20 protein-coding genes are annotated in these 21,259 nt (G+C 62.4%); 16 read left to right on the plus strand and 4 right to left on the minus strand.

Features of this window, described 5'->3' with window-relative positions; translation table 11 throughout:
* The first annotated feature begins 20 nt into the window (after positions 1-20).
* Complete coding sequence (locus tag DBV08_RS24535) at positions 21-854, plus strand: alpha/beta fold hydrolase (protein WP_124569179.1); 834 nt, start codon at positions 21-23, stop codon at positions 852-854.
* 4 nt (positions 855-858) lie between these two features.
* On the opposite strand, the gene DBV08_RS24540 is transcribed toward DBV08_RS24535, so the two are convergent.
* Positions 859-1,302 carry a hypothetical protein gene (locus DBV08_RS24540; protein ID WP_095973128.1) on the minus strand — a complete coding sequence of 148 codons (444 nt, stop codon included), beginning with the start codon at positions 1,300-1,302 and terminating at the stop codon, positions 859-861.
* A gap of 49 nt (positions 1,303-1,351) precedes the next feature.
* On the opposite strand from DBV08_RS24540, the gene DBV08_RS24545 reads away from it, so the two are divergent.
* Positions 1,352-1,630: a hypothetical protein gene (locus DBV08_RS24545; protein ID WP_020970886.1), complete on the plus strand. Its 279-nt coding sequence runs from the start codon at positions 1,352-1,354 to the stop codon at positions 1,628-1,630.
* A gap of 99 nt (positions 1,631-1,729) precedes the next feature.
* Here DBV08_RS24545 and DBV08_RS24550 read toward each other — a convergent pair whose 3' ends face one another.
* Both DBV08_RS24550 and DBV08_RS24555 read right to left on the minus strand, forming a co-directional pair.
* Positions 1,730-3,106, minus strand: coding sequence for an NAD-dependent succinate-semialdehyde dehydrogenase (locus tag DBV08_RS24550; protein WP_124569180.1), 1,377 nt, complete (start codon positions 3,104-3,106; stop codon positions 1,730-1,732).
* A 99-nt stretch (positions 3,107-3,205) separates the two neighbouring features.
* Entirely contained in the window at positions 3,206-4,519 is a 1,314-nt protein-coding gene (locus DBV08_RS24555) for a YhgE/Pip domain-containing protein (protein ID WP_124569181.1), read from the minus strand.
* A gap of 108 nt (positions 4,520-4,627) precedes the next feature.
* Here DBV08_RS24555 and DBV08_RS24560 point away from each other — a divergent pair, with 108 nt between their 5' ends.
* From DBV08_RS24560 to DBV08_RS24605, 10 genes are read left to right on the plus strand one after another with little or no spacing between them, the layout of a single operon-like run.
* On the plus strand, positions 4,628-5,260 hold the full coding sequence (locus tag DBV08_RS24560; protein ID WP_124569182.1) for a DUF4178 domain-containing protein: 633 nt from the start codon (positions 4,628-4,630) through the stop codon (positions 5,258-5,260).
* On the plus strand, positions 5,257-5,757 hold the full coding sequence (locus DBV08_RS24565) for a DUF2617 family protein (RefSeq protein ID WP_095973132.1): 501 nt from the start codon (positions 5,257-5,259) through the stop codon (positions 5,755-5,757). The genes DBV08_RS24560 and DBV08_RS24565 overlap by 4 nt, the downstream gene beginning before the upstream one ends.
* Positions 5,758-5,783: 26 nt before the next feature.
* Positions 5,784-6,161: a DUF4247 domain-containing protein gene (locus DBV08_RS24570; protein ID WP_124569429.1), complete on the plus strand. Its 378-nt coding sequence runs from the start codon at positions 5,784-5,786 to the stop codon at positions 6,159-6,161.
* 16 nt (positions 6,162-6,177) lie between these two features.
* Entirely contained in the window at positions 6,178-6,648 is a 471-nt protein-coding gene (locus tag DBV08_RS24575) for a DUF350 domain-containing protein (RefSeq protein WP_095973179.1), read from the plus strand.
* Complete coding sequence (locus tag DBV08_RS24580; protein ID WP_124569183.1) at positions 6,648-8,222, plus strand: polyamine aminopropyltransferase; 1,575 nt, start codon at positions 6,648-6,650, stop codon at positions 8,220-8,222. The genes DBV08_RS24575 and DBV08_RS24580 overlap by 1 nt, the downstream gene beginning before the upstream one ends.
* A gap of 52 nt (positions 8,223-8,274) precedes the next feature.
* Entirely contained in the window at positions 8,275-9,015 is a 741-nt protein-coding gene (locus DBV08_RS24585; RefSeq protein ID WP_124569184.1) for an enoyl-CoA hydratase/isomerase family protein, read from the plus strand.
* A gap of 5 nt (positions 9,016-9,020) precedes the next feature.
* Positions 9,021-10,574, plus strand: coding sequence for an acetolactate synthase large subunit (locus DBV08_RS24590; protein WP_260395742.1), 1,554 nt, complete (start codon positions 9,021-9,023; stop codon positions 10,572-10,574).
* Positions 10,575-10,623: 49 nt separating this feature from the next.
* Positions 10,624-11,325: a GAP family protein gene (locus DBV08_RS24595; RefSeq protein WP_124569186.1), complete on the plus strand. Its 702-nt coding sequence runs from the start codon at positions 10,624-10,626 to the stop codon at positions 11,323-11,325.
* An 18-nt stretch (positions 11,326-11,343) separates the two neighbouring features.
* Positions 11,344-13,245, plus strand: a complete 1,902-nt coding sequence (locus DBV08_RS24600; RefSeq protein ID WP_124569187.1) for an SEC-C domain-containing protein — start codon at positions 11,344-11,346, stop codon at positions 13,243-13,245.
* A gap of 35 nt (positions 13,246-13,280) precedes the next feature.
* The gene (locus tag DBV08_RS24605; RefSeq protein ID WP_260395743.1) at positions 13,281-15,203 is read left to right on the plus strand and encodes an SEC-C metal-binding domain-containing protein; all 1,923 of its coding nucleotides are present in this window, start codon (positions 13,281-13,283) and stop codon (positions 15,201-15,203) included.
* 32 nt (positions 15,204-15,235) lie between these two features.
* On the opposite strand, the gene DBV08_RS24610 is transcribed toward DBV08_RS24605, so the two are convergent.
* Positions 15,236-16,666 (minus strand): coniferyl aldehyde dehydrogenase, encoded by a 1,431-nt coding sequence (locus DBV08_RS24610; protein ID WP_124569188.1) that lies wholly within the window; start codon positions 16,664-16,666, stop codon positions 15,236-15,238.
* A gap of 109 nt (positions 16,667-16,775) precedes the next feature.
* Between DBV08_RS24610 and DBV08_RS24615 the strand changes: the two genes are divergently transcribed.
* The 4 genes from DBV08_RS24615 to fabG all read left to right on the plus strand — a co-directional run bounded on the left by DBV08_RS24615 (position 16,776) and on the right by fabG (position 21,208).
* Positions 16,776-17,573, plus strand: a complete 798-nt coding sequence (locus tag DBV08_RS24615; protein WP_124569189.1) for an enoyl-CoA hydratase — start codon at positions 16,776-16,778, stop codon at positions 17,571-17,573.
* A 44-nt stretch (positions 17,574-17,617) separates the two neighbouring features.
* A complete protein-coding gene (locus DBV08_RS24620; RefSeq protein ID WP_124569190.1) occupies positions 17,618-19,138 on the plus strand; it encodes an acyl-CoA synthetase in 1,521 nt (506 codons plus the stop codon).
* A 120-nt stretch (positions 19,139-19,258) separates the two neighbouring features.
* Positions 19,259-20,425: an acyl-CoA dehydrogenase family protein gene (locus tag DBV08_RS24625; RefSeq protein ID WP_124569191.1), complete on the plus strand. Its 1,167-nt coding sequence runs from the start codon at positions 19,259-19,261 to the stop codon at positions 20,423-20,425.
* 42 nt (positions 20,426-20,467) lie between these two features.
* A complete protein-coding gene (fabG, locus tag DBV08_RS24630) occupies positions 20,468-21,208 on the plus strand; it encodes a 3-oxoacyl-ACP reductase FabG (protein WP_095973140.1) in 741 nt (246 codons plus the stop codon).
* Positions 21,209-21,259: the final 51 nt, after the last annotated feature.

A 21,259-nucleotide genomic window follows, 5' to 3' on the forward strand; every position in this document is an offset into this window, starting at 1 on the left:
GAGAGAAATGGGGGTGGGGGATGGACTTCGATCGCGCATACGACGCTGTACTGACCAAATGGCCGCAGAAACCGCTGGGTGTGGACCTCACAGGCCGGTTCGGGAGCACGCATGTGAACGTCTGTGGACCTGAGGACTCGACGCCGTTGATCCTCTTTTCCGGTGGAGGCGCCACCTCGACGGTGTGGTTCGACAATGTTGTGGCGTTGTCGAAATCTCGACGAGTCTTTGCCGTCGACACCATGGGGGATGCCGGGCGCAGCGTTCCGAATGGTAATCCGATGAAGTCCGCCGACGATCTGATCGAGTGGATGGACTCGATAGTCGAGTACGCCGGCTCCGACGCTGTCGATGTGATCGGACATTCCTACGGCGCGATGATCGCATTGGCATTTTCTTTGCGTCGCCCGGAACGTGTCGGGAAACTTGTTCTGCTCGATCCTAATTCGAGTTTCTCCGGTATGAAGGCGGGCTACCTTCTGCGTGCGCTTCCGCTGTTGCTCAAGCCGTCGCGGGCTGGCCGACGGCGACTGTCGGAGTGGGAGACAGGCGAGTTGAGCCTCGACTCCGACTGGCTGTCACTTGCGGAAGCAGGCGCTTCGGAACTCCCGCGCCCCGATCTCGTAGTGCCTCAACGTCCTTCGGTGGAGGACTTGAGCGCACTGGATGTCGAGTTGCTGGTGGTCCTCGCGCAGGACGGACGGGTGCATGATGCGGAAGCGGTGTCGAGGTCAGTGCGGAAAACTGTTCCCGCAGCACGCGTCGAAGTGTTGGAAGATGCTTCGCACCACAGTATTCCGATGGTCCCGGCCGATGCACTCAACCGGGTGCTCGTCGACTTCTTGGAGGGCTAGCGGATCAGGGTGCGACGACGCACCCCGGACCGATCGGCGTGGCCGGATTGACATCGACCGTTGTGACCGGCCCGCCCGCGGACGTCTGGTAGGCCATCAGAGAGTGTTCGCCGGGTGCAGTCGGAGTCCACAGAGTGACGGCATGGCCGAGTACAACCGGCAAGGTGAAGTAGGGATTGACGGTGTCCCAGATCAATTCCTGCGGGAACATGGTCGATGCCCGGTTCATGTCGACAATCGAGACGTTCGGCTCGTCCAACGCTGCTGTCCTGGCAACCACCAGATACGTGCAACCAGCTCCGTACGGCGTCGTCGGCCCGCTGCTGAGACCCGGAAGGATCGTGACGTCGACTACGTCCGCGGAAGCCGACGTCGCGGTACAGATGGCTGCGCTCGCGCAGAGGGCGGCGGCAAGCGCGGTGGTGCGCGCGATTCGTGAAAGTGTCATACCAGCAGGTCGGTTTTATCTGGATGGGTGTTACAGGCAGACTGATCGGATGCGTGCACTTCATCTTCTTCTGGCCGGCTTCGGTTTCCTGCTGGGGTTCCTGATTATTGTTGTCTCCGGCCTGATCGAGTTGGCGTCCGTCGCCTCCCGAACCGATTTCGCCTTTGTCGGTGACTCCGCCGTGTCGGTTGGTGTTTCCAACGAGGCGATCTACACCGCGATCGCTGCTCCACTGGTGGGTGCGCTGTTGGGCTGGCTGTCAGCTGTCATCGCGACGAGGTTCGGGTGGAGCCTCACTCGTGGGAGTGTCACTCCGGCAAGCGAGTGACCAGGGCATTGCACTTGCTGGTCCGCGGGATATGAGGAAAGGCCCCGACCTCAACAGAGATCAGGGCCTTCCTTTGTATTGCGCTACTTTTGCACCGAGCTACTTCTTGGAGACGCGGAGCAGCTTCTTGTTCACGAACTCGTCCATTCCCCACGGACCGAGCTCGCGGCCGACTCCGGAGCGCTTGACTCCGCCGAAGGGCAGACCGGGCAACGTCGTTCCGTGCTCGTTGACGAACGCCATTCCCACGTCGAGATCGGCAGCGACCGACCGGGCGGAATCGAGATCGCTGCTCCAGACAGACCCGCTCAGACCGTAGACCGACGAATTGGCAAGTTCCACAGCCTCGCTGGCCGACTTGACCTTGTACACGACGCCGGCAGGTCCGAAGAGTTCTTCGCTGTAGGCACGCATGTCCGGGGTCACGTCTGCGAGCAACGTCGGTTGAACGTAGGCGCCCGGGCCGTCGGTCTTCTTTCCACCGGCCAGCAGGGTCGCGCCCTTGGACACGGCGTCGTCGATCTGCTCGATCAGTGTGTCCGCCGCGCTCTGTGAGGACAGCGGGCCCAGGACTGTGGATTCATCCAACGGGTCACCGGCAGAAACGGATTCGAAGGAGGTCGCCAACTTGCGCGTGAAATCATCGTAGAAATCTTCGGTGACGATGAAACGCTTGGCCGCATTGCAGGCCTGGCCTGCGTTGGACAGACGTGCCTTGGTGGCTGACTTGACGGTGGCATCCATGTCGTCGGAATCGAGGACGATGAACACGTCCGATCCGCCGAGTTCGAGGACGACCTTCTTGAGATTGCGTCCAGCAGTTTCGGCGACGCTGGTGCCTGCGCGTTCGCTGCCAGTCAGTGACACGCCTTGAACTCGGGGATCGGCGATCATGTCCGCGATCTGTTCGTTGGTCGCGAAGACGTTGACGTAGGCGTCGTCCGGCAATCCGGCTTGTCGCAGAATCTCTTCCATCAGCAGGGCGGACTGCGGACAGTTGGACGCGTGCTTGAGAATGATCGTGTTGCCGAGCATGAGATTCGGTGCCGCGAAGCGGGCGACCTGGTAGTACGGGAAGTTCCACGGCATGACGCCGATCAGGGCGCCGATCGGTCGCCGGTACACAACCGACTCCTCGGCGCCGGGAACGTCGAGCCGTTCTTCCTCGAGCAACGCCGGGCCGTGGTCTGCGTACCACTGATAGATCGCGGCCGAGAGTTGTACTTCGCCCTTGGCCTCGCGGACCGGCTTACCCATCTCCAACGAGATCATTCGGGCCAGTTCGTCTGCTCGCTCTGTGTACAGTTCGGCCGTCTTGCTCAGGACTGCCGCACGTTGCTGTGGCGCACTGTTGCGCCAGGTCAAGTAGCCGCGATGCGTGTTCGCAAGTGCGGCTTCAACTCCGGCGTCATCCAAAGTATCGAATTCCCTGACGGTTTCACCTGTCGCGGGATTGACGGTTTTGTAATTAGCCATAGTTGTACAACGTGCGGAGGGGGTTCGAAGATTCCCGAAACGCGCAATCACATTGAATCGGCCCAACAGGTTTCGATCAAATCCCGGCTGGGTACCACCTCACGCCACCTTGGGGCGATGGGTGCGTTGATAGCCCTTGCGGTCGTAGAAACGGGTGGTCACGATGCCGAGTACGACGCCGATCAGTAGACCCACCAACGTCATCCAGACGGCATGCAACAGGCCGGCCTCACCGCGTGCGCCGAAGAACAGGATGGACCGCGTGCCCATGTAGATCTGGTGCATCGGCTCGAACTGGGCCAGCCACGCGTACAACCTGGGGCTGGCTTCGAGGGGGATGGTGCCGCCGGAAGAGGGCAGCGCGAGAATGACGAAGACGAACAGATTGATCAACATGCCCAACGAGCTGAACGCGGCCATCACCGACATTGCCGTGATGCCGACCGCTGTGATGACCAACGCCCCGTACTCCCACAAGGCAAGTCCGTGTGTGACCGGCATTCCGAGGGCGCGACTGATCCACTGGAACAACGCGGAGACTATGCCGGACAGCACGATCATGAATGCCCATTTGACGAGCAGCGTCCGAAACCTGTTGATACCCACAACGTCGTTCTGAACGAAGAGTGGACCGAACTCGGTGGGCGCATACCCGAGCATGCCGTCCACCAAGGAGTTGACCACGGTTGCTCCGGTGAATCCCGCAAGGACCAACAGCAGCGCGAAATAGAATGCCACCAAACCGAATCCGGTTCCGTCGGGAAGCGGATCGTGGGCAACCGTGAGTACGTTCACCGGATTTTCGAGAAGCAGGCGGCTCGCTCCTGAGATCTGGGTTCCGGTGCCTCCCGCTTCCAGCTGCTGGGTGACCTGGGTGGTGAGCTGCTCGCCCATGTTCTTGTTGACCGAGGCGAGGGCTGTAGTTCCGATCGACTGGACGAGAGATGCGGAGACGGAACCGGCGCGGGGATTGGTGTAGATCGTGATGATCGGTTGGTCCACGTCACCGGCGACGACGCTGGCCTCCGCCAGGATGATCGTCCTCTTCGTGAAATCACTGGGAATCACGATCGCGCCGTACAGCGTGCCGGAGTTCAGGCGTGATTGGGCTTCGGCGATACCGATCTGCTGCAGGTCGATCTTCTGGTGGTCGATTCCGCTGTCGAGGCCGGCGACGATGTCGTTTCCGAAATTCTTGCGGTCGGCGGGATCGCTGCCGGGAAGAGTGTCCCCTTCGTCCTGGTTGACCAGGGCGATCGGGAACTGGTCCAGATGTTTCTTGGGGTCGAGTATCCCGCCCATGTACAGCGCTGCCAGCGCCGACATCAAGAGGGTGACCACGATCAACGGCGTCAACCAGAATCGTGGCGTGTGCATGACGGTGCGGGCAGACGGCTCCGTGTTCTTGCTCATCGTCAGTCGACCGGCTTTCTTTCGCGCGGAGTTCCTCGGGCTGAGCGTAAACGCAAAGGTGCGCCGGGGCAGTCTCATCCGAAAAGGCTGAGAACGGATCGGTAGGGTATGGCCCGCGGCAACCCTGCCGAGACGATTTCGGAGAAACCGTTGACCAACGTGCTGATAGTTGTCCTGATACTCGTAGTGATCGCTGCCGTCGCGTTTGTGGTCCTGCGTGGACGCCAGGGCAAGCCGAATGCCCGTGTCGACCCGCTCGCCGACTACCCCGAGGTGTACGACCCTCACAAGATCGGAGTCGGCGACATCGTCACATACGCGGGCATCGACCACGTCGTTCGAGGGACCATCACGCTCGACGAAGAGGGTTACATCTGGCGTGAGCACCTACTCGACGGGTCGACCGGTCGCCGCTGGCTGACTGTCGAGGATGACGAGGGCGAACTCGAGATGACTCTCTGGATGCGTCGAGAAGGAACCAACCTGGTCCCGAACGGCGACGTCGTTCTCGACGACAAGGTTCACCGCAAGATCGAAAGTGGAACGGCGAAGTTCACGGCCGAGGGTACGACGGGTACGGCCCCTTCCGGTTCGATGGAATACGCGGACTACGCGACCGCCGACAAGACCGGTCTGATCGCATTCGAGAAGTGGGCGCGCGGACAGTCGTGGGAGGTTTCCACGGGACGGGCGGTCACACGCAGCGAACTCACCGTCATCCACTCGGGCCCCCCGGAATGAGCCTGTATCGACTCGATGTGGAACCGACCGACGTGAATGCCTCGGCACTGGGGTTGGTGCTGGGAGCGCCCTCGCCGCCGGCCCTCGCCGAGTTGGTGATCGAAACTTCCGATGCGACGTTGACACTCGGAGTGCTCGGGGCATCTCACGTGGTGACGGCCCGGGCGTCGGGAAAGGAACTGACCGAGCAGGTTTCGTGCGATGCTCTTGCCGCCGGCGGTGAACCCTTGCCGGCAGTGGAGTCCACGGATAACTACCGGTTCGAGTCTTCCTCGCTGGTCCTGGACCGAGTCGAATTCGATTCGGAAGCTGCATCGCTGAGAGAGTCCGCCGGCCAGGACGGTTGGATCTGCGGATCCTTTCCCGGCGACGACACAGCGTTGACCGCGTTGTGTGGCGTGCGAGACCGCCAGGGGTGGAGTTGGCAGAGTTGGCATTTGTACCCGGGGGAGGGGACAGGAGTGATCGTGAAGACGCGCAGTAGGTGGCGACCGTGAGGGGGCGGACGTGGTTGGCTCCGGTGATGGTGGCGGCCGCAATTGTGTTGTCGGCGTGCGGTGGTGGCGCCAAGGACTTCATCGCGGACAACTATTCCAAGACGTCCCAGGATGGCGACGTCGTGTTGTACTCGTCGAAAGATCCAGTGGGCACGACCGTCTCGCGGATTGTCGACGCGGACGAACCGGCGGCGCGAAGTGCTGACGGCGGCAACGAATACCTGCGCTACGACGACGACATCGTCACCGTCAGTTCGGCTTCGGGCGGTGGCAGCACCATCAAGGTAGAGGACATCGACGGCACGTATCGCAGCGGCGGATACGCGTACCTGGGACCGGGCTTCAACCCGGGATCCCCGGCAGGTGGAAGCAGCGGCAGCGGTGGCTCGGGTAGTGCCAAATGACGACAAGGAGAACGGCGTGACCAACATCTTTGCATCCACTTCCGTCGAGATCGGAACGGTGGATCCGGAATTGCTCGTCGGTGGCATTCTCGGCACCCTCGCCTATTTCGTCGTCGGCGTAGCGGTCCTGGCAACAGGATTTCTGGTCCTCGACCTCATGACACCAGGAAATCTGCGCCATCAGGTTTACGTCGACAAGAATCCGAACGCTGCGATTTTGTTGGCTTCCAATCATCTTGCGCTGGCGATCATCGTGGTGACTGCAATCCTGACCAGTTCGGACGGCTTTGCCCAGGGACTCGCCGACTCCGCGGTGTACGGACTGTTCGCGATCGTCCTGCAAGCGATTGCGCTGCGTTTGATGAACGCGTTTCTTCCCGGCAAGTTGGTTGCGCTGGTGCAGGATCCGAAGATGTGTGGCGCCGCGTGGGCCGTGGGCGTCAGCTTGCTGTCCATCGGTTTGGTGAACGCCGCAGCACTCACCTGATGGTTGCCGATGATCCCGATGTGAAAGTTGCCGAACGTTCGACCATGCTCGGCTCACGTGCACGTGTGCTACTTCTTGCTGCCGTCGCGGCGTGCGCGGCGTGTGGCCTGATCTACGAGTTGGCACTGCTCACTCTCAGCGTGAGTCTGACCGGCGGCGGCATCACCCAGACATCGTTGATCGTCGCGGGATTTGTTGCGGCGCTGGGTATCGGAGCGCTGGCTGCGAAACCTCTGCTGGGACACGCTGCCGTTTCGTTCGTGACGGTCGAGATTCTGCTCGGGCTGATCGGCGGATTCAGTGCCGTCACGCTGTACGTGACCTTCACGTTCTTCGGTTCGAGCGCTGCAGTTCTCGTGGCAGCAACGGCGCTGATCGGTATCCTCGTCGGTGCCGAAGTGCCTCTGTTGATGACGCTCTTGCAATCCGGTCGGAGCGACAACGACGCACAGAGCACCGGAAAAGTGCTGGCCAATCTCAATGCGGCCGACTACCTCGGCGCGTTGATCGGTGGTCTGCTGTGGCCGTTCGTCCTGCTGCCGTGGGCGGGCATGATTCGCGGTGCCGCACTCACCGGGATGATCAATCTCGTGGCTGCGGCAGTTGTCGCGCTGATACTTCTTCGGTGGCAGCTCAGCCTGCGCGCACGATTGATCGCCGTCGTCGCAATGCTGTTGGCGGCGAGCTTGATCGGATGGCTGTTGATCGCGGCCTCGGACATCGAGACCACATCGAGGCAGCGGTTGTACACCGATCCAGTGGTGGCCGCCGAGCGGTCGGTGTACCAGGAAATCGTCGTTACCGAGCGGGGCAACGACGTGCGCCTGTTTCTCGACGGAGACCTGCAGTTCTCGAGTGTCGACGAGCATCGGTATACCGAGTCGCTGGTGTATCCGGCACTGGTGAACGATCCGCGGCGGGTGCTGATTCTGGGCGGAGGTGACGGCCTCGCTGCACGGGAAGTGCTGCGGATGAACAGCGTCGAGCAGATCGTGCAGGTCGAACTCGATCCGGCCGTGATCGAGTTGGCGAATACCCGTCTTCGTGAACTGAACGAGGGAGCGCTGGAGGATCCACGGGTGGATGTCGTTCTCGACGACGCGTTCCGGTGGTTACGAGAAAGCCCGGAACCGGGTTTCGACGCGGTCATCGTCGACCTCCCCGATCCTGACACTCCCGCACTGGGCCGGTTGCACTCCATGGAGTTCTACGGACTTGCTGCTGCCGCGATGAATCCGGGCGGGCTGATGGTCGTCCAGTCCGGCAGTCCGTACTCGACACCGGATGCGTACTGGAGAACGGTGTCGACGGTTGCAGCTGTCGGGCTGAGTGTCTCGCCGTACCACGTCTTCGTGCCGAGTTTCGGTGACTGGGGGTATGTGCTCGCGCAAGCAGGTTCCACGCCGCCTGAGCTTCGACTGCCCGCTGATCTGCCGGAACTGCGGTTCCTCGACGAGCCGACGCTGGCGTCGGCGTCGGTGTTCCCACGCGATCGCCCGAGGCGGGAGTTGGAACCCTCGACACTCGACCGGCCACGCATCGTCGACGATATGCGCAAGGGCTACGAACGCTGAACTCCGGACCGAGTAGCTTGAACCGAGACTCTCGGCTACGACGGAGGTACGGATGACTGTTCGGATCGAGGAGCACTCACCGGGAGTCCGGTTGCTCACGATGGACCGCCAGGAGAGGCGCAACGCGCTCGACCCCAAGACGTACCGTGAACTCACGAACGCGATCCGGGAGTCCGACGACGACGATGCAGTGCGGGTTTCGGTGCTGACGGGCGCCGGTGGTGTCTTCACCAGTGGCAACGACATCGGAAGTTTCCAGGACACCGCCGGGAAAGACGGCGGCGAGGCCAAGGATTTGTTGATCGCGCTCGTCACCGCACGCAAGCCGATCGTCGCGGCGGTCGAAGGGTTTGCAGTCGGAATCGGCACCACGATGTTGTTGCACTGCGACCTGGCATTCGCGGGGCGAGGTACACGATTCCGCTTGCCGTTCGTTCCGCTCGGACTCTCGCCCGAGGGCGGATCGAGCTATTTGTTGCCACAGATCGCAGGCCTCAAACGCGCGACGGAACTGTTGATGCTCGGCGATATGTTCGACGCCGACGAGGCTGCCGAAGCCGGCCTGGTCAATCGGGTCGTGGAAGCCGGGACCGCACTCGACGTGGCGCTGGACCGGGCAGTACGCATTGCAGACTCCCCGGCTGAATCGGTAGCGCTGACGAAGATGCTGCTTCGTCGTCCACATCTCGATGCCCTGCTGGAGACCATCGACGTGGAGTCGGATCATTTCGCGAGACGGCGGCGATCCGACGAAGCGCAAGAAGCATTCGCAGCTTTCATGAAGAAGAGGTGATCGAAATGAACGGTGCACAGTCGCTCATCCAGAGCCTGGCCGACTCGGGCGTCGAAGTGTGCTTCGGCAATCCCGGAACGTCCGAGATGCATTTTGTCGCCGCACTCGATTCCGTTCCGCAGATGCGTGCGGTACTGGGACTGTTCGAGGGCGCTGTCACCGGTGCAGCGGACGGCTACGCGCGTATCGCCGGAAAGCCTGCCGCGACACTTCTTCACCTCGGACCCGGAATGGCGAACGGGCTGGCGAACCTTCACAACGCGCGCCGCGCCCACACGCCGATCGTGAACATCGTCGGTGACCACGCCACCTACCACCACGGTTTCGACGCTCCTCTCGAATCGAATATCGACGCGCTGACCGAATGGCTGGAGGGGTGGAGTAGACGTTCCGAATCCACCGCGACTGTCGGTAGCGATGCGGCCGACGCCGTTGCCGCGTCGATGGATTCGGCTGGAAGAATCGCGACGCTGGTCCTCCCTGCCGACGTCTCGTGGGGCGAAGGTGGAGTGATTGCGGGTCCTCGGGACATATCTCCGCGAGCGGAAGTTTCTGCAGCACAAATCGACTCGGTGGTCGGCGCGGTCAATGCCGAGGGACGCACCACGCTGCTGCTGGGTGGCGCAGCCTGCTCCGAGGCCGGACTGCGCGCCGCTTCTCGGATCGCGGCCGCGACGGGAGCGCAAATTCTGGTCGAGACCTTTCCGGCCAGGCTTCAACGAGGCGCGGGGCTGCCGTCATTCGAGCGCTTGGGATACTTCGCCGAGCACGCCACCGAACAACTTCGCGGAACAACTCAGCTGGTCCTGGCCGGCGCGGTTTCGCCGGTGTCGTTCTTTGCGTATCCCGGAAAGCCGAGCGATCTGGTCCCGGACGGCGCAGCAGTGACAACGCTGGCGAGCGTCGGTGACGATGTTGTCGGCGCTCTCGAAGCAGTGGCCGAACTCGTGGCACCAGGAGTCGAACCTGTTCTGCAGGAGGTGAATCGGCCTGCGCTGCCGAGCGGGTCTCTGGACGTACGGAACTGGGCCGACGTGATCGGCGCGCTCCTGCCGGATGATGCCATCATTTCCGACGAGGCAGCCACTTCCGGTTGGGCGATCCCGATTGCCCTTGCCGGAGCGCCGCGCCACGACGTGCTTACCCTCACCGGAGGTGCCATCGGCCAGGGCATCCCGGTGGCTACGGGCGCCGCGATTGCCGCGCCGGAGCGACCGGTGATCAATTTCGAGGCCGACGGAAGCGCGATGTACACCATCACCGCGTTGTGGACGCAGGCGCGAGAACAGCTGAATGTCACGACGATTCTGCTCAACAATCGCGCATACGCCATCCTGCGTGGCGAACTGCAACGAGTCGGTGCAGATGGTGGCGGCGTCGTCGCACAGTCGATGTTGGATCTGTCGTCTCCCGACATGGACTACGTGAAGATCTCCGAAGGATTGGGCGTGCCCGCGTCACGGGCGAGCACTGCGGAGGAGTTGGCGGAGCAGTTTGCCGCAGCGCTTGCGGAACCCGGTCCTCATCTCATCGAGGTCATGCTGCCACCCTCGTCGTGATTTCGACTTCGAGTCGATCACCGATCGTGTATTCAACTGGAGGTTTTCGGTGCTAGCCGCGATCGGTCTGTCTCTTCCGATTGCCCTCGGCCTGCTTTTCGTCTCGATGCCCATGGCGGTGATCGTGCTCGTCATGATCACCGCTGGAGCACATCGCGGGGCGGCATCTTTTCTACTCGGGTGGGTCCTCGGAATCTCGGCAGTCGTTGCGGTGACCATCGTGATCGCGGACTATTCGTTTGCGGAGTCGGAGTCGGAGTCGGCGTCGGAGTCGGAGTCGGCGCAGAGTTCGGTGTGGTCGAGCGTCGTACGAATCGTGTTGGGGCTCGTTCTGTTCGGATTGGCGTTCAAGCAGTGGCGAGCGCGTCCGAGGGACGGAAGTGATCCGACAGTTCCGAAGTGGATGAAGAGCATCGACGGGTTGACTCCGCGGAAGGCGTTCGGGTTGGCGTTCTTGTCCGCGGCGGTCAATCCCAAGAATGCAGCGCTCGCGGTATCCGGTGCGGCCACTATCGCAGTCGCCACGAATGTTGTTGCCCAACAGATTGTTGCCGCGGTGATCTTCACGATCATCGCGAGCGTCGGTATCGCGTCGCCGATCCTGGTGAAGGTGTTCTCCGGCAAGCGAGCCGACGACATCCTCGTGTCGGCGAAAGCGTGGATGACGGCGAACAATGCAGTGATGATGGCGGTCATTCTGGCGATCCTCGGTGCGACCGTGCTGGGCGAGGGGCTCAGCGGACTGCAATAAGTCGCCTACCATTGGCGGGTGACTGATTTCGACGACGATGCCGCTGGTTCCATTGCTTCCGCAGCTTTGGCTGTTCTGCGCGAGCAAGGCCCGCTGAGTCTCGAAGAGTGGGCGACCCATCTCGAGGAGTACGGATCGGCGACCGAGGTAGCCGACGTGCTCGAGTATCTGTCCGAACCCATGCTCGGATACCTACCGAGCGGAAAGTACGTTGCTCTCGACACTGTCCTCGAAGGTCTCGTGTTCACTCACCGACTCAGCGCCCTGGAGATTGCGTCCGACATCCTCGACGCGAGCCCCGACCTGGAACCGATCTTGGCATTCGGTGACGGCGACGGAGAGGACGGGGCGATCCGTGTGATCGCGGCGGAAGAAGCCGCCGTGGATCGCGGAGCGGCCCACTTCCGGAGTCGACGAGTCGTGATGCTCCCGGCCGGAACCCTCGGCGAGTGTGCCGAAGGTGATCTCGTCGGTCTGGCTGTCGAAGACGGACGACTTGCGTTTCGTCTGGTGGAGATCGAGGACGAACCAGATCTCGTACCGTCCCTCGGCGAACTCTTCGAGGAAGACGGCGTCGAGGCCTTGGATTCCGTGTGTTGGCAACTCCTGCTCGAAGACCCGTCACTGTTCACAGTTCCCATTGCGCCGTTGAGCGAGCTTTTCGAGGCAGCAGGGTACGAACACGAGCGAGAACTACTGGCTCGGCGGGGATTCGACTTCGATGCCTACGATCTGCAGATTCGGACCGCCCTGGTCGCGAGCACCTACGACCTGACCCACGACGAGGCAGTCTCTGCCGTCGCGTTTGTCGATCTGGCGGATCGCGGATACACCGACGCCGTCATCGCCGATTTCGACATCGCGGACTGGGCCCACCGTCATGTGAGCGCTGCTCCGGATTCTTTTGTCTCACTCGCGGATCCGGGTGCGGCGGTAGCGGTGTTCGATCTCGGTTTTCGGAACCAGGACCCGGTGACCGACGCAATTCTCGAAGCACTTGCGGCCGAACTGGCCGAGCGAGGTCCACGGTCGGTCCGGGCGGCGGCGCATTGGCTCGCCGGTAAGGCCGTCGATCGGCTGGGGCGCGTCCTCGAGGCGGAGGCGCACTACGAGAAGGCGCTCCTTGCCGAATCCGGTTGGGGTCCTGCCCTGTTCGAGCTGGCTCAGTTCGCGTCGGACCGCGGCGACGCGACCCGCGCGTTGTCACTGCTCGGGCGGATCGACGGCGGAAGTGAAGAGAATCTCTACGCCGTACTGCAGGACTTCGTCCCGGTCGATCATCCTGAACTCGGGCGAAACGACAAGTGTTGGTGCGGTTCCGGCCGCAAGTACAAGGTCTGCCACCTCGGAAAGGCGGATGAATCCGTCGAGTCGGATGGTCGGTGGTTGTACAAGAAGGCATGCCTGTTCGCGTTTGCCTCCGAATACGCCGACATCGTGACCGGGCTCGACGATCTCGAAAACGACAGTCTGTCCGAGGACGAACTGATCGCCGCCACGATCTTCGACGGCTCGGCACTGGACGTGGCTCTGTTCGAGGGTGGGATCTTTGCCGACTTCCTGGCCAGGCGCGGTGAACTGCTCCCGGAGTCGGAGGTTGTCACGGCCGCACAGTGGCTCGGAACCCGGAGGTCGGTGTACGAGGTGGTCGAAACTTCCGACGCCGGCGTCGTGTTGCTCGATCGTGGGTCCGAGGAGTCCGTGACCGTTGCGCACTCGCTCGACGGCACGCCAGGTGATGTGATCAGTGCCCGGGTCCTGACGGTCCCCACTGGCGCACTTGTGGTGGGCGTCGTCGTCATGGCTTCGGAATCGCAGGCTGCGAAGGTCCTCGAGGTTCTCGCTTCCGAGGAGCTCGACGCCGAAGAAGTGGTGCGTGCGTCGCGTGGAGGCGCCGATCACTCGACCGATGACCGGTGACGATGTATCGAGTCGACCCCGTTAAAGTTGGATAGGTGAACGAACCGATGGATGCCAATGACTTGATCGCCGAAGCCGCGATGGAGTTGTTGCGTGAGCACGGCCCGCAGACAGCGGCGGACTGGGGCACCCTGTTGGCTGATGCCGGTCACGGTACAGCCGAGGACATGGCCGAGTTCGTCGAGTACGTCGAGGACCCGCTACTCGGCTACCTGAGTGAGGAGCGGTACGCCGCACTCGACACGTTGTTCGAGCATCGAGTGCTGACCCATCGGCTCACCGAAGCGGAAATCAAGGCCGGCGTCCTCGATGCCAACCCCGATCTGATGATGCTGCGGGTTTTCCTCGATCGTGACGACGACGAGGTCCATGGCATCAGCGTCGTGCACCGCGGGATCGACGACGACCTGTTGGCTGATCGGGGGATCGAAGATCCGGAGTTCCCGCACGACGAGGGTTTTCTCCTCGACACCGATACTCTCGCCGAATGTTCTGCAGGCGATTTGATCGGATTGTTCGTCGCAGACCGTGAGCTGACGCTCTGCACCATTCCCGAGGTACTCGATCCCGCACCCGGATTCGGCGAGAGTTTGGCGACGGTCCTTGCCGACATCGGTGCGGACACCCTCGATGCCATCGTCTGGCAATTGATGCTCGACGAGCCGTCGCTCTTCCGTCAGCCGACCGCCCCGCTGGGCGAGATGCTCGAGGCGGCAGGGTACGTCCGCGACGGCGATTACGTCGCAGTGGACGGTTTCGATTTCGAGGCCTACCACCTGGCGAACCGGGCCCGCATGCTCGAGGTTCGGGAGAACCTGCACCCGGAAGAAGCCGCGTCGGTGATTGCCTTCGTCGATCTGGTGATGGCCGCGAAAGTCGTAGCCGTCGAGGACGTCTCGGACTGGGCGCGCAAGCAGGTCAAAGAGGATCCGCAGACCTTCGCCGGTATCGCCGAGCCGCCCGCGGCTGCGGCGGCGTTGGAGCTGCTGACCGAACTCGACGATCACGATTCCGTATTGCATTCTGTTGCAACTGCTCTCGCCGAAAAAGGGTCGCGTCGTGTCAAGCCGGCAGCGCACTGGCTGGCGGGCAAGGCTTCGGATCGTCTCGGCAAGATCCTTGCCGCCGAGGCGTCGTACGAAACTGCACACGATCTCGATCCCGACTGGACTCCCGCGATCTTCGATCTGGCGCTACTGGCGGCCGATCGCAGCGATGTGACGCGCGCGCTGGCACTTCTCGGGCGGATCGAGGGCGGCGAGTCCGAGGTTCTGCACGAGGTTCTTCAGCGCTATGCCCCGGCCGAGCACCCCGAACTCGGACGAAATGACAAGTGCTGGTGCGGTTCCGGTCGCAAGTTCAAGGTCTGCCATCTCGGCAAGTCCGAGGTGACGTTCGACGATCGGGCCAACTGGCTGTACGTCAAGGCACAGCTGTTCTCGCGCACTCCGGAGTACTTCGATGCCGTCTTCGATCTTGCGCTCATCCGTGCCGAGCAGTGGAACAGTGAGGAAGCACTGACGCTGGCCGTCGAGGGCGGTTTGGCCGTCGACGTTGCCTTGTTCGACGCCGGTATCTTCGAGGCGTTTGTCGAGCGTCGCGGAGAACTGCTTCCCGCCGACGAGCGGGAACTGGCCGACGAGTGGTTGAAGATTGCGCGCTCGGTGTACAAGGTCGCTTCGACGGAGCCGGGGCAGTCGGTGACTCTCAGTGACGTCCGCAACGGGCATCTGGTGAAGGTCACGGACGAGTGGGGCTCGGTCAATCTCGAGCCGGGCACGCTCGTGTGTGCACGAGTCCTTCCGGCCGGCTCCACGATGCGCACCTTCGGTGGCATCGAACCGCTTGCAGCAGAGGACAAGAAAGAACTGATCCAACTGATCGAGTCGGCGGACACCGAGCCGGGTCAGTTGGTGGAGTTCCTCAGCCGAGGCCTTGCCGGTGCGCCTTTCCGGTAGCGCGAACTACCGAAAAGGCGGGGCGGAAGGCACTAGGGCGTCACCTGAGCCAGCATCATCTGCTCGAAACCCTCACCGTACGGCGGGAGCATTCCCCACTCGCCGCGTGGATCATGCTGCGCTGCTTCGAATACCGTTCGCGCGTGACTGAACTCGAGGAAGCCCTCGCGGCCGTGGTAGTGCCCGATGCCCGAAGCTCCGACGCCGCCGAAGGGTGCGTCGCTCAGCCCTGGGTGTGACATCGCATCGTTGATGGTGACGCCGCCCGAGACGGTGCGTTCGAGTACGGATTCCTTCTCGTCCAGATCGGTGCCGAAGTAGTACAGCGCCAACGGCTTCGGCCGTGAGTTGATGTCGGCGACAACGCTGTCGAGTTCGTCGTACGGCAGGATCACGACGGCCGGCCCGAAGATCTCTTCCTTCATGATCTGCGCGTCGGTCGGAGGGTCGACCACGATTCGCAGTGGGCGGCGACGAGTATCTGCGGAGAGTTCTTCGTCGGGAACGGTGATGATTCGCGCTCCGCGCTCTGCGGCGTCCGCGATGTACCCCTCGATGCGTGCGAGGTGACGGTCGCTGACTATCGAGACCATGTCTTCGTTGTCGGCGATCGTGGGGAACAGTCCCGTGAACTGGTCGGTGAACGCGTCGATGAATCCTTCCGTGTTCTCGCGCGGAACATAGATCAGATCTGGCGAGACGCAGAGTTGACCGGCATTGGTCGATTTCGCGATGGCCAAACGCGATGCAGCAGAGCTGATATCGGCACTTCGTCCAAGAACGCTCGGTGACTTGCCGCCGAGTTCGAGGGTGACCGGAACCAGGTTCTTCGCGGCGTTGGCCATGACGAGCTTGCCGACGGTCGTGCTGCCGGTGAAGACGAGGTGATCGAACGGCAGCGACGTCAGTAGATCAGCGACCTCCGGGCCACCTGTCACCACCGCGACCTCCAAGGGGTCGAGCGTTCGACGCGCCGCCTCGGCCAGTACGGCCGCAGTGTTGGGCACGATCTCCGACGGTTTGAGGACGGCGCGATTTCCCGCTCCGAGGGCGCAGGCGAGCGGGCTCAGAAGAGTGAAAAGGGGAGCGTTCCAGGTTCCGATGATGCCGATCGAACCCTTCGGTTGGTACGAGACGTACGCCGTGGCGCCCAGTTGGTCCTGCATCGCTCCGGTGGCTCTCGGTGAGCGAATCATCCACTCTTCGAGCGAATCACGAACATGCTTGAGTGAAACCATCGACCCCAGAACGTCATTCATCACCGAGTAGGCCGGGATCCGGCCGCCGAAGTCTTCGTTGATCGCTTCGGTCAGATCCTTGTGGTTCGCCACCAGGAGATCGACGACGCGTTGGATGCGCTCGCGTCGTATCTGCGCAGACGGAAGACCGGCGGCGCGAGTTGCTTCCTGCTGGGCCCGCAGAATCTCGTGGAGATCGGTGGTGACGGCGGCATCGGTGCTCATGGGCACTCCTCGTAGTGGCGAAGTATTGACCGGACCGTATCGACGCGGCGCGAACCGACGCCCGTTTCGTCTCGTTGACCGGGACGGATTCGATTGGTAGAGAGAACACATGTCGCAGACACAGGTAGAAGACACTGCAGTGAAGATTTCCGTCGAGGAATCGGTGGGACTCGGATTCCTGACACTCGATCGGCCGGCGCGGCGAAATCCGCTCTCGGCGGAGACCATGCGCGAGGTGACGGCTGCCCTTCTCGAGTTGTCTGCAGACGAGCGCGTGCGGGTTGTCGTCGTGCGCGCCGAAGGCCCGGTGTTCTCTGCCGGTCACGATCTGACGGAGATGATCGGGCGAACCCTCGAAGACGAGCGGGCGATCTTCGACGGCTGTACCGAGATGATGGAGACCGTGCAGCGGATTCCGCAGCCGGTGATTGCCGCAGTCCAGGGCCCGGCTATCGCGGCGGGCTGTCAGCTGGCTGCGTCGTGTGATCTGGTTGTTGCTGCGTCGAACGCGGTCTTCGGCACGCCCGGTGTCAAGATCGGACTGTTCTGCTCGACTCCGATGGTGGCTCTGAGCAGGGCAGTAGGGCGCAAGCGCTCGATACAGATGTTGCTCACCGGTCAGACGATCGACGCCGACACCGCTGCGGACTGGGGTCTGGTGAACTTCGTCGTCACGCCCGAAGAACTGGACCGGCAGGTGCGCGAACTGGCCGCCAAGATCACGACGGCCAGCCCCTTGACGGTGAAGATCGGTAAGCAGGCGTTCTATCACCAGATCGATCTGCCGCAAGCACAGGCGTACGAGGCGATGGCGGAAACGATGGCAACCAACGCCGTGACCTGCGACGCTCAGGAAGGCATGCAGGCCTTCGTGGACAAGCGAAAGCCTGAATGGCGCAATAAGTAACGATCGCTCTTCCGGATTAGTTGGACGTCCTATAACCTGAGCGAATGAGCCTGGATCCACGCACCAACACCGTCGACGGAGTGCTTCGGCGCTCGGCAGCCAAGTACCCCGACCGCGTAGCCGTCGTCTTCGAAGATCGCACTCGCACCTACCGCGAACTCGACGACGCGGTGACGCGGGTCGCGGCCCACTTGCTCGGTCTGGGCCTCGAACACGGCGACCGCGTCGCGGCATACGGAACCAACTCCGACGCCTATGCAATCGGATTCCTTGCCTGTGCACGAGCGGGTTTGGTGCACGTTCCGGTCAACTACGCGCTCAAGGGGGAGGAACTCCGGTACCTCGTGGCGCAATCAGGCGCCCGCGCGGTGTTGGTGGATCCGGCATTGGCGTCGACGCTCGACTCGGTTCGCTCCGACCTCGATCTCGACCACGTGATCGCACTGCGGGACGCGGAACTGTCGGTGGTCACGATCAGCGAGGCCGGCGAGGTGCCTGTTTTCGAACCGCGTGCGACGTCGACGGATCTGGCGCAACTGCTGTACACCTCGGGCACAACCTCGAAGCCCAAGGGCGCCATGATGTCTCACGGTGCGCTGGTACACGAGTACGTGTCCTCGGTGATCGCGCTCGGGCTCGACAAGAACGACAACCCGCTGATCTGCATGCCGATGTACCACTCCGCAGGGATGCACGTCTTCATGCTGCCGTACCTGTCCGTCGGTGCGACGGTCAGTCTGATGCAGGCGCCGGACATCCCGGAGATCCTGCGCCGCGTCGAAGCAGAAAAGATCGGATCGCTGTTCCTGGCCCCGACCGTGTGGGTACCGTTGGCCAACCATCCGGACCTCGAGACCCGCGATCTGTCTTCGCTCAAGAAGGCGCAGTACGGCGCCTCGATCATGCCGGTCACGGTGCTCAATCGTCTGCGTGAGCGTTACCCGGACATAGGCTTCTACAACTGCTTCGGCCAGTCCGAAATCGGTCCGCTGGCAACCGTTCTCCAGCCCGGCGAGCATGCTGATCGTCCGTCTTCTTGCGGGCGAGCAGTGTTCTTCGTCGAAACCCGTGTCGTCGACGCCGACGGAAACGACGTTGCCGACGGTGAGTCCGGTGAGGTTCTCTACCGCTCACCGCAGCTGTGCAACGGCTACTGGGAAAACCCGGAAGCCACGGCCGAGGCATTCCGCGACGGCTGGTTCCATTCAGGCGATCTTGTCGTGCGGGACGAAGAAGGGTTCATCACCGTCGTCGACCGAATCAAGGACGTCATCAACACCGGTGGCATCCTGGTCGCGTCGCGCGAGGTCGAAGATGCGGTCTACACGCACCCTGCCGTGGCAGAAGTCGCCGTGATCGGTACGCCCGACGAGAAGTGGATCGAGGCGGTCACCGCGATCGTCGTGCTCAAGGACGGCAACGACGAGTTGACGCCTGAGGCGTTGATTGCCCACGTCAAGGAGCGAATCGCCCCGTTCAAGGTCCCCAAGCACGTCCGGTTCGTGGCCGAACTCCCGCGTAACCAGAGTGGCAAACTGCTGAAGCGGGAACTGCGCACTGTCTGACACTTGTTATAGGTTCTGCCTTACCTTCGGTTCGCTTTCAGGTCTTTGACTCCGATTGCCTCACGGTATTGACTTCGGAGGACGGCATGGACTTCGGAAACAGCAAGGTGAGTGGTGGGAATGCAGGTCGATGCAGATGACTTCGCAGATATCTTGGCGACTGCGCGGGAGTTCATCCGCAAGGAAGTCGTGCCGCGTGAGCAGGAGATAGCCGACACCGACGCCATTCCTGAGGACATACGCAAGAAAGCCGCAGCCATCGGGCTCTTCGGCTACGCGATTCCTCAGGAATGGGGTGGGCTCGGACTCGACCTCACCCAAGACGTCGAATTGGCAATGGAATTCGGCTACACGTCCCTGGCGCTGCGCTCGATGTTCGGTACCAACAACGGAATTGCCGGGCAGGTGCTGGTCGGCTTCGGTACCGACGAGCAGAAGGCTCAGTGGCTCGAGCGCATCGCCTCCGGTGACGTCGTGGCTTCCTTTGCTCTGACCGAACCAGGCGCAGGTTCCAACCCGGCCGGTCTTCGGACCAAGGCCGTCCTGGACGGATCCGAATGGGTCATCGACGGCAACAAGCGGTTCATCACCAATGCTCCACTGGCACAGCTGTTCGTGGTGTTCGCGCGCACTCGCCCGGCGGATTCCGATGGTCCGGGAATTGCAGTGTTCCTGGTGCCGGCCGACACGCCGGGAGTCACAGTTGGTCCCAAGGACAAGAAGATGGGTCAGGAAGGTGCCTGGACCTCCGAGGTCACCTTCGACAACGTCCGGGTTCCCGAGTCGGCCCTCGTCGGTGGCGACCAGGACACCGGATACCGCGCAGCGATGACGTCTCTCGCACGCGGACGAGTCCATATCGCGGCCCTCTCGGTGGGAGCAGCGCAGCGAGCGCTCGACGAATCTGTCGCGTTCTCCGTGGTCACCGAACAAGGCGGCACCGCTATCGGCGACTTCCAGCTTGTTCAAGCGATGCTGGCAGACCAACAGGCCGGTGTCATGGCCGGGCGGGCGATGGTGCGTGAGGTGGCCGCGCGGTACGTCAGCGGTGAGGATCGACGTCTCGGCCCCTCGGCGGCAAAGCTCTTCTGCACCGAGATGGTGGGCAAGGTCGCGGATCTCGCCGTGCAGATCCACGGTGGCAACGGGTACATGCGAGGTGTGCCGGTCGAACGCATCTACCGTGAAGTTCGCCTGTTGCGCCTGTACGAGGGAACCAGTGAGATCCAGCGACTGATTCTCGGCGGTGGGCTCGTGGCGCAAGCGAAAAAGCGCAACCAGCGCTGACACATTTACCTGACGAGCTTTAACCTCACGAACGGAGTGGACATGGGATTGTTGGACGGCAAGGTTGCGGTAGTGACCGGCGGAGCCCAGGGCATCGGGCTCGAAATTGCGCGCACCTTCATCAAGGAAGGCGCGACCGTCGTTCTCGGCGACATCAACGAAACCGTGGGAACGGCTGCGGTCGCCGAACTCGGTGGAGAGTCGGTCGCCCGCTTCGCTTCCTGCGACGTGCGTGACTCCGGACAGGTCGAGGCCATGCTCGATCTGGCCGAAAGTGCCTTCGGTCCAGTCGATGTCATGGTCAACAATGCCGGCATGACGCGCGACGCCACGATGCGGAAGATGACCGAGCAGGACTTCGACGACGTGATCGCCGTACACCTCAAGGGCGCCTGGAACGGAACACGCGCTGCCGCCGCCCGCATGCGCGAGCGTGAGAAGGGCGCAATCGTGAACATCTCGTCGATCTCCGGCAAGGTGGGCATGCTCGGGCAGACCAACTACTCGGCCGCCAAGGCCGGCATCGTCGGTCTGACGAAGGCCGCGGCAAAGGAGGTCGCGTTCAAGAACGTTCGCGTCAACGCCGTTCAGCCCGGGCTGGTCCGCACGGCGATGACCGAGGCAATGCCCGAACGGATCTGGAACGAGAAGCTTGCCGAGATCCCGATGGGGCGTGCGGCCGAGCCCTCGGAGGTTGCTTCGGTTGTGCTGTTCCTCGCGAGCGACCTCTCGAGCTACATGACCGGCACAGTTCTCGAGATCACCGGCGGCCGCCACATCTGATCCGTCCTGTTCGAGTGCAAGAATCCTGAGTGAGAGACTTCTGAGTGTGAG

The sequence above is a fragment of the Rhodococcus sp. KBW08 genome (genome assembly GCF_003852455.1).
Classification (GTDB): Bacteria; Actinomycetota; Actinomycetes; order Mycobacteriales; family Mycobacteriaceae; genus Rhodococcus_F; species Rhodococcus_F baikonurensis.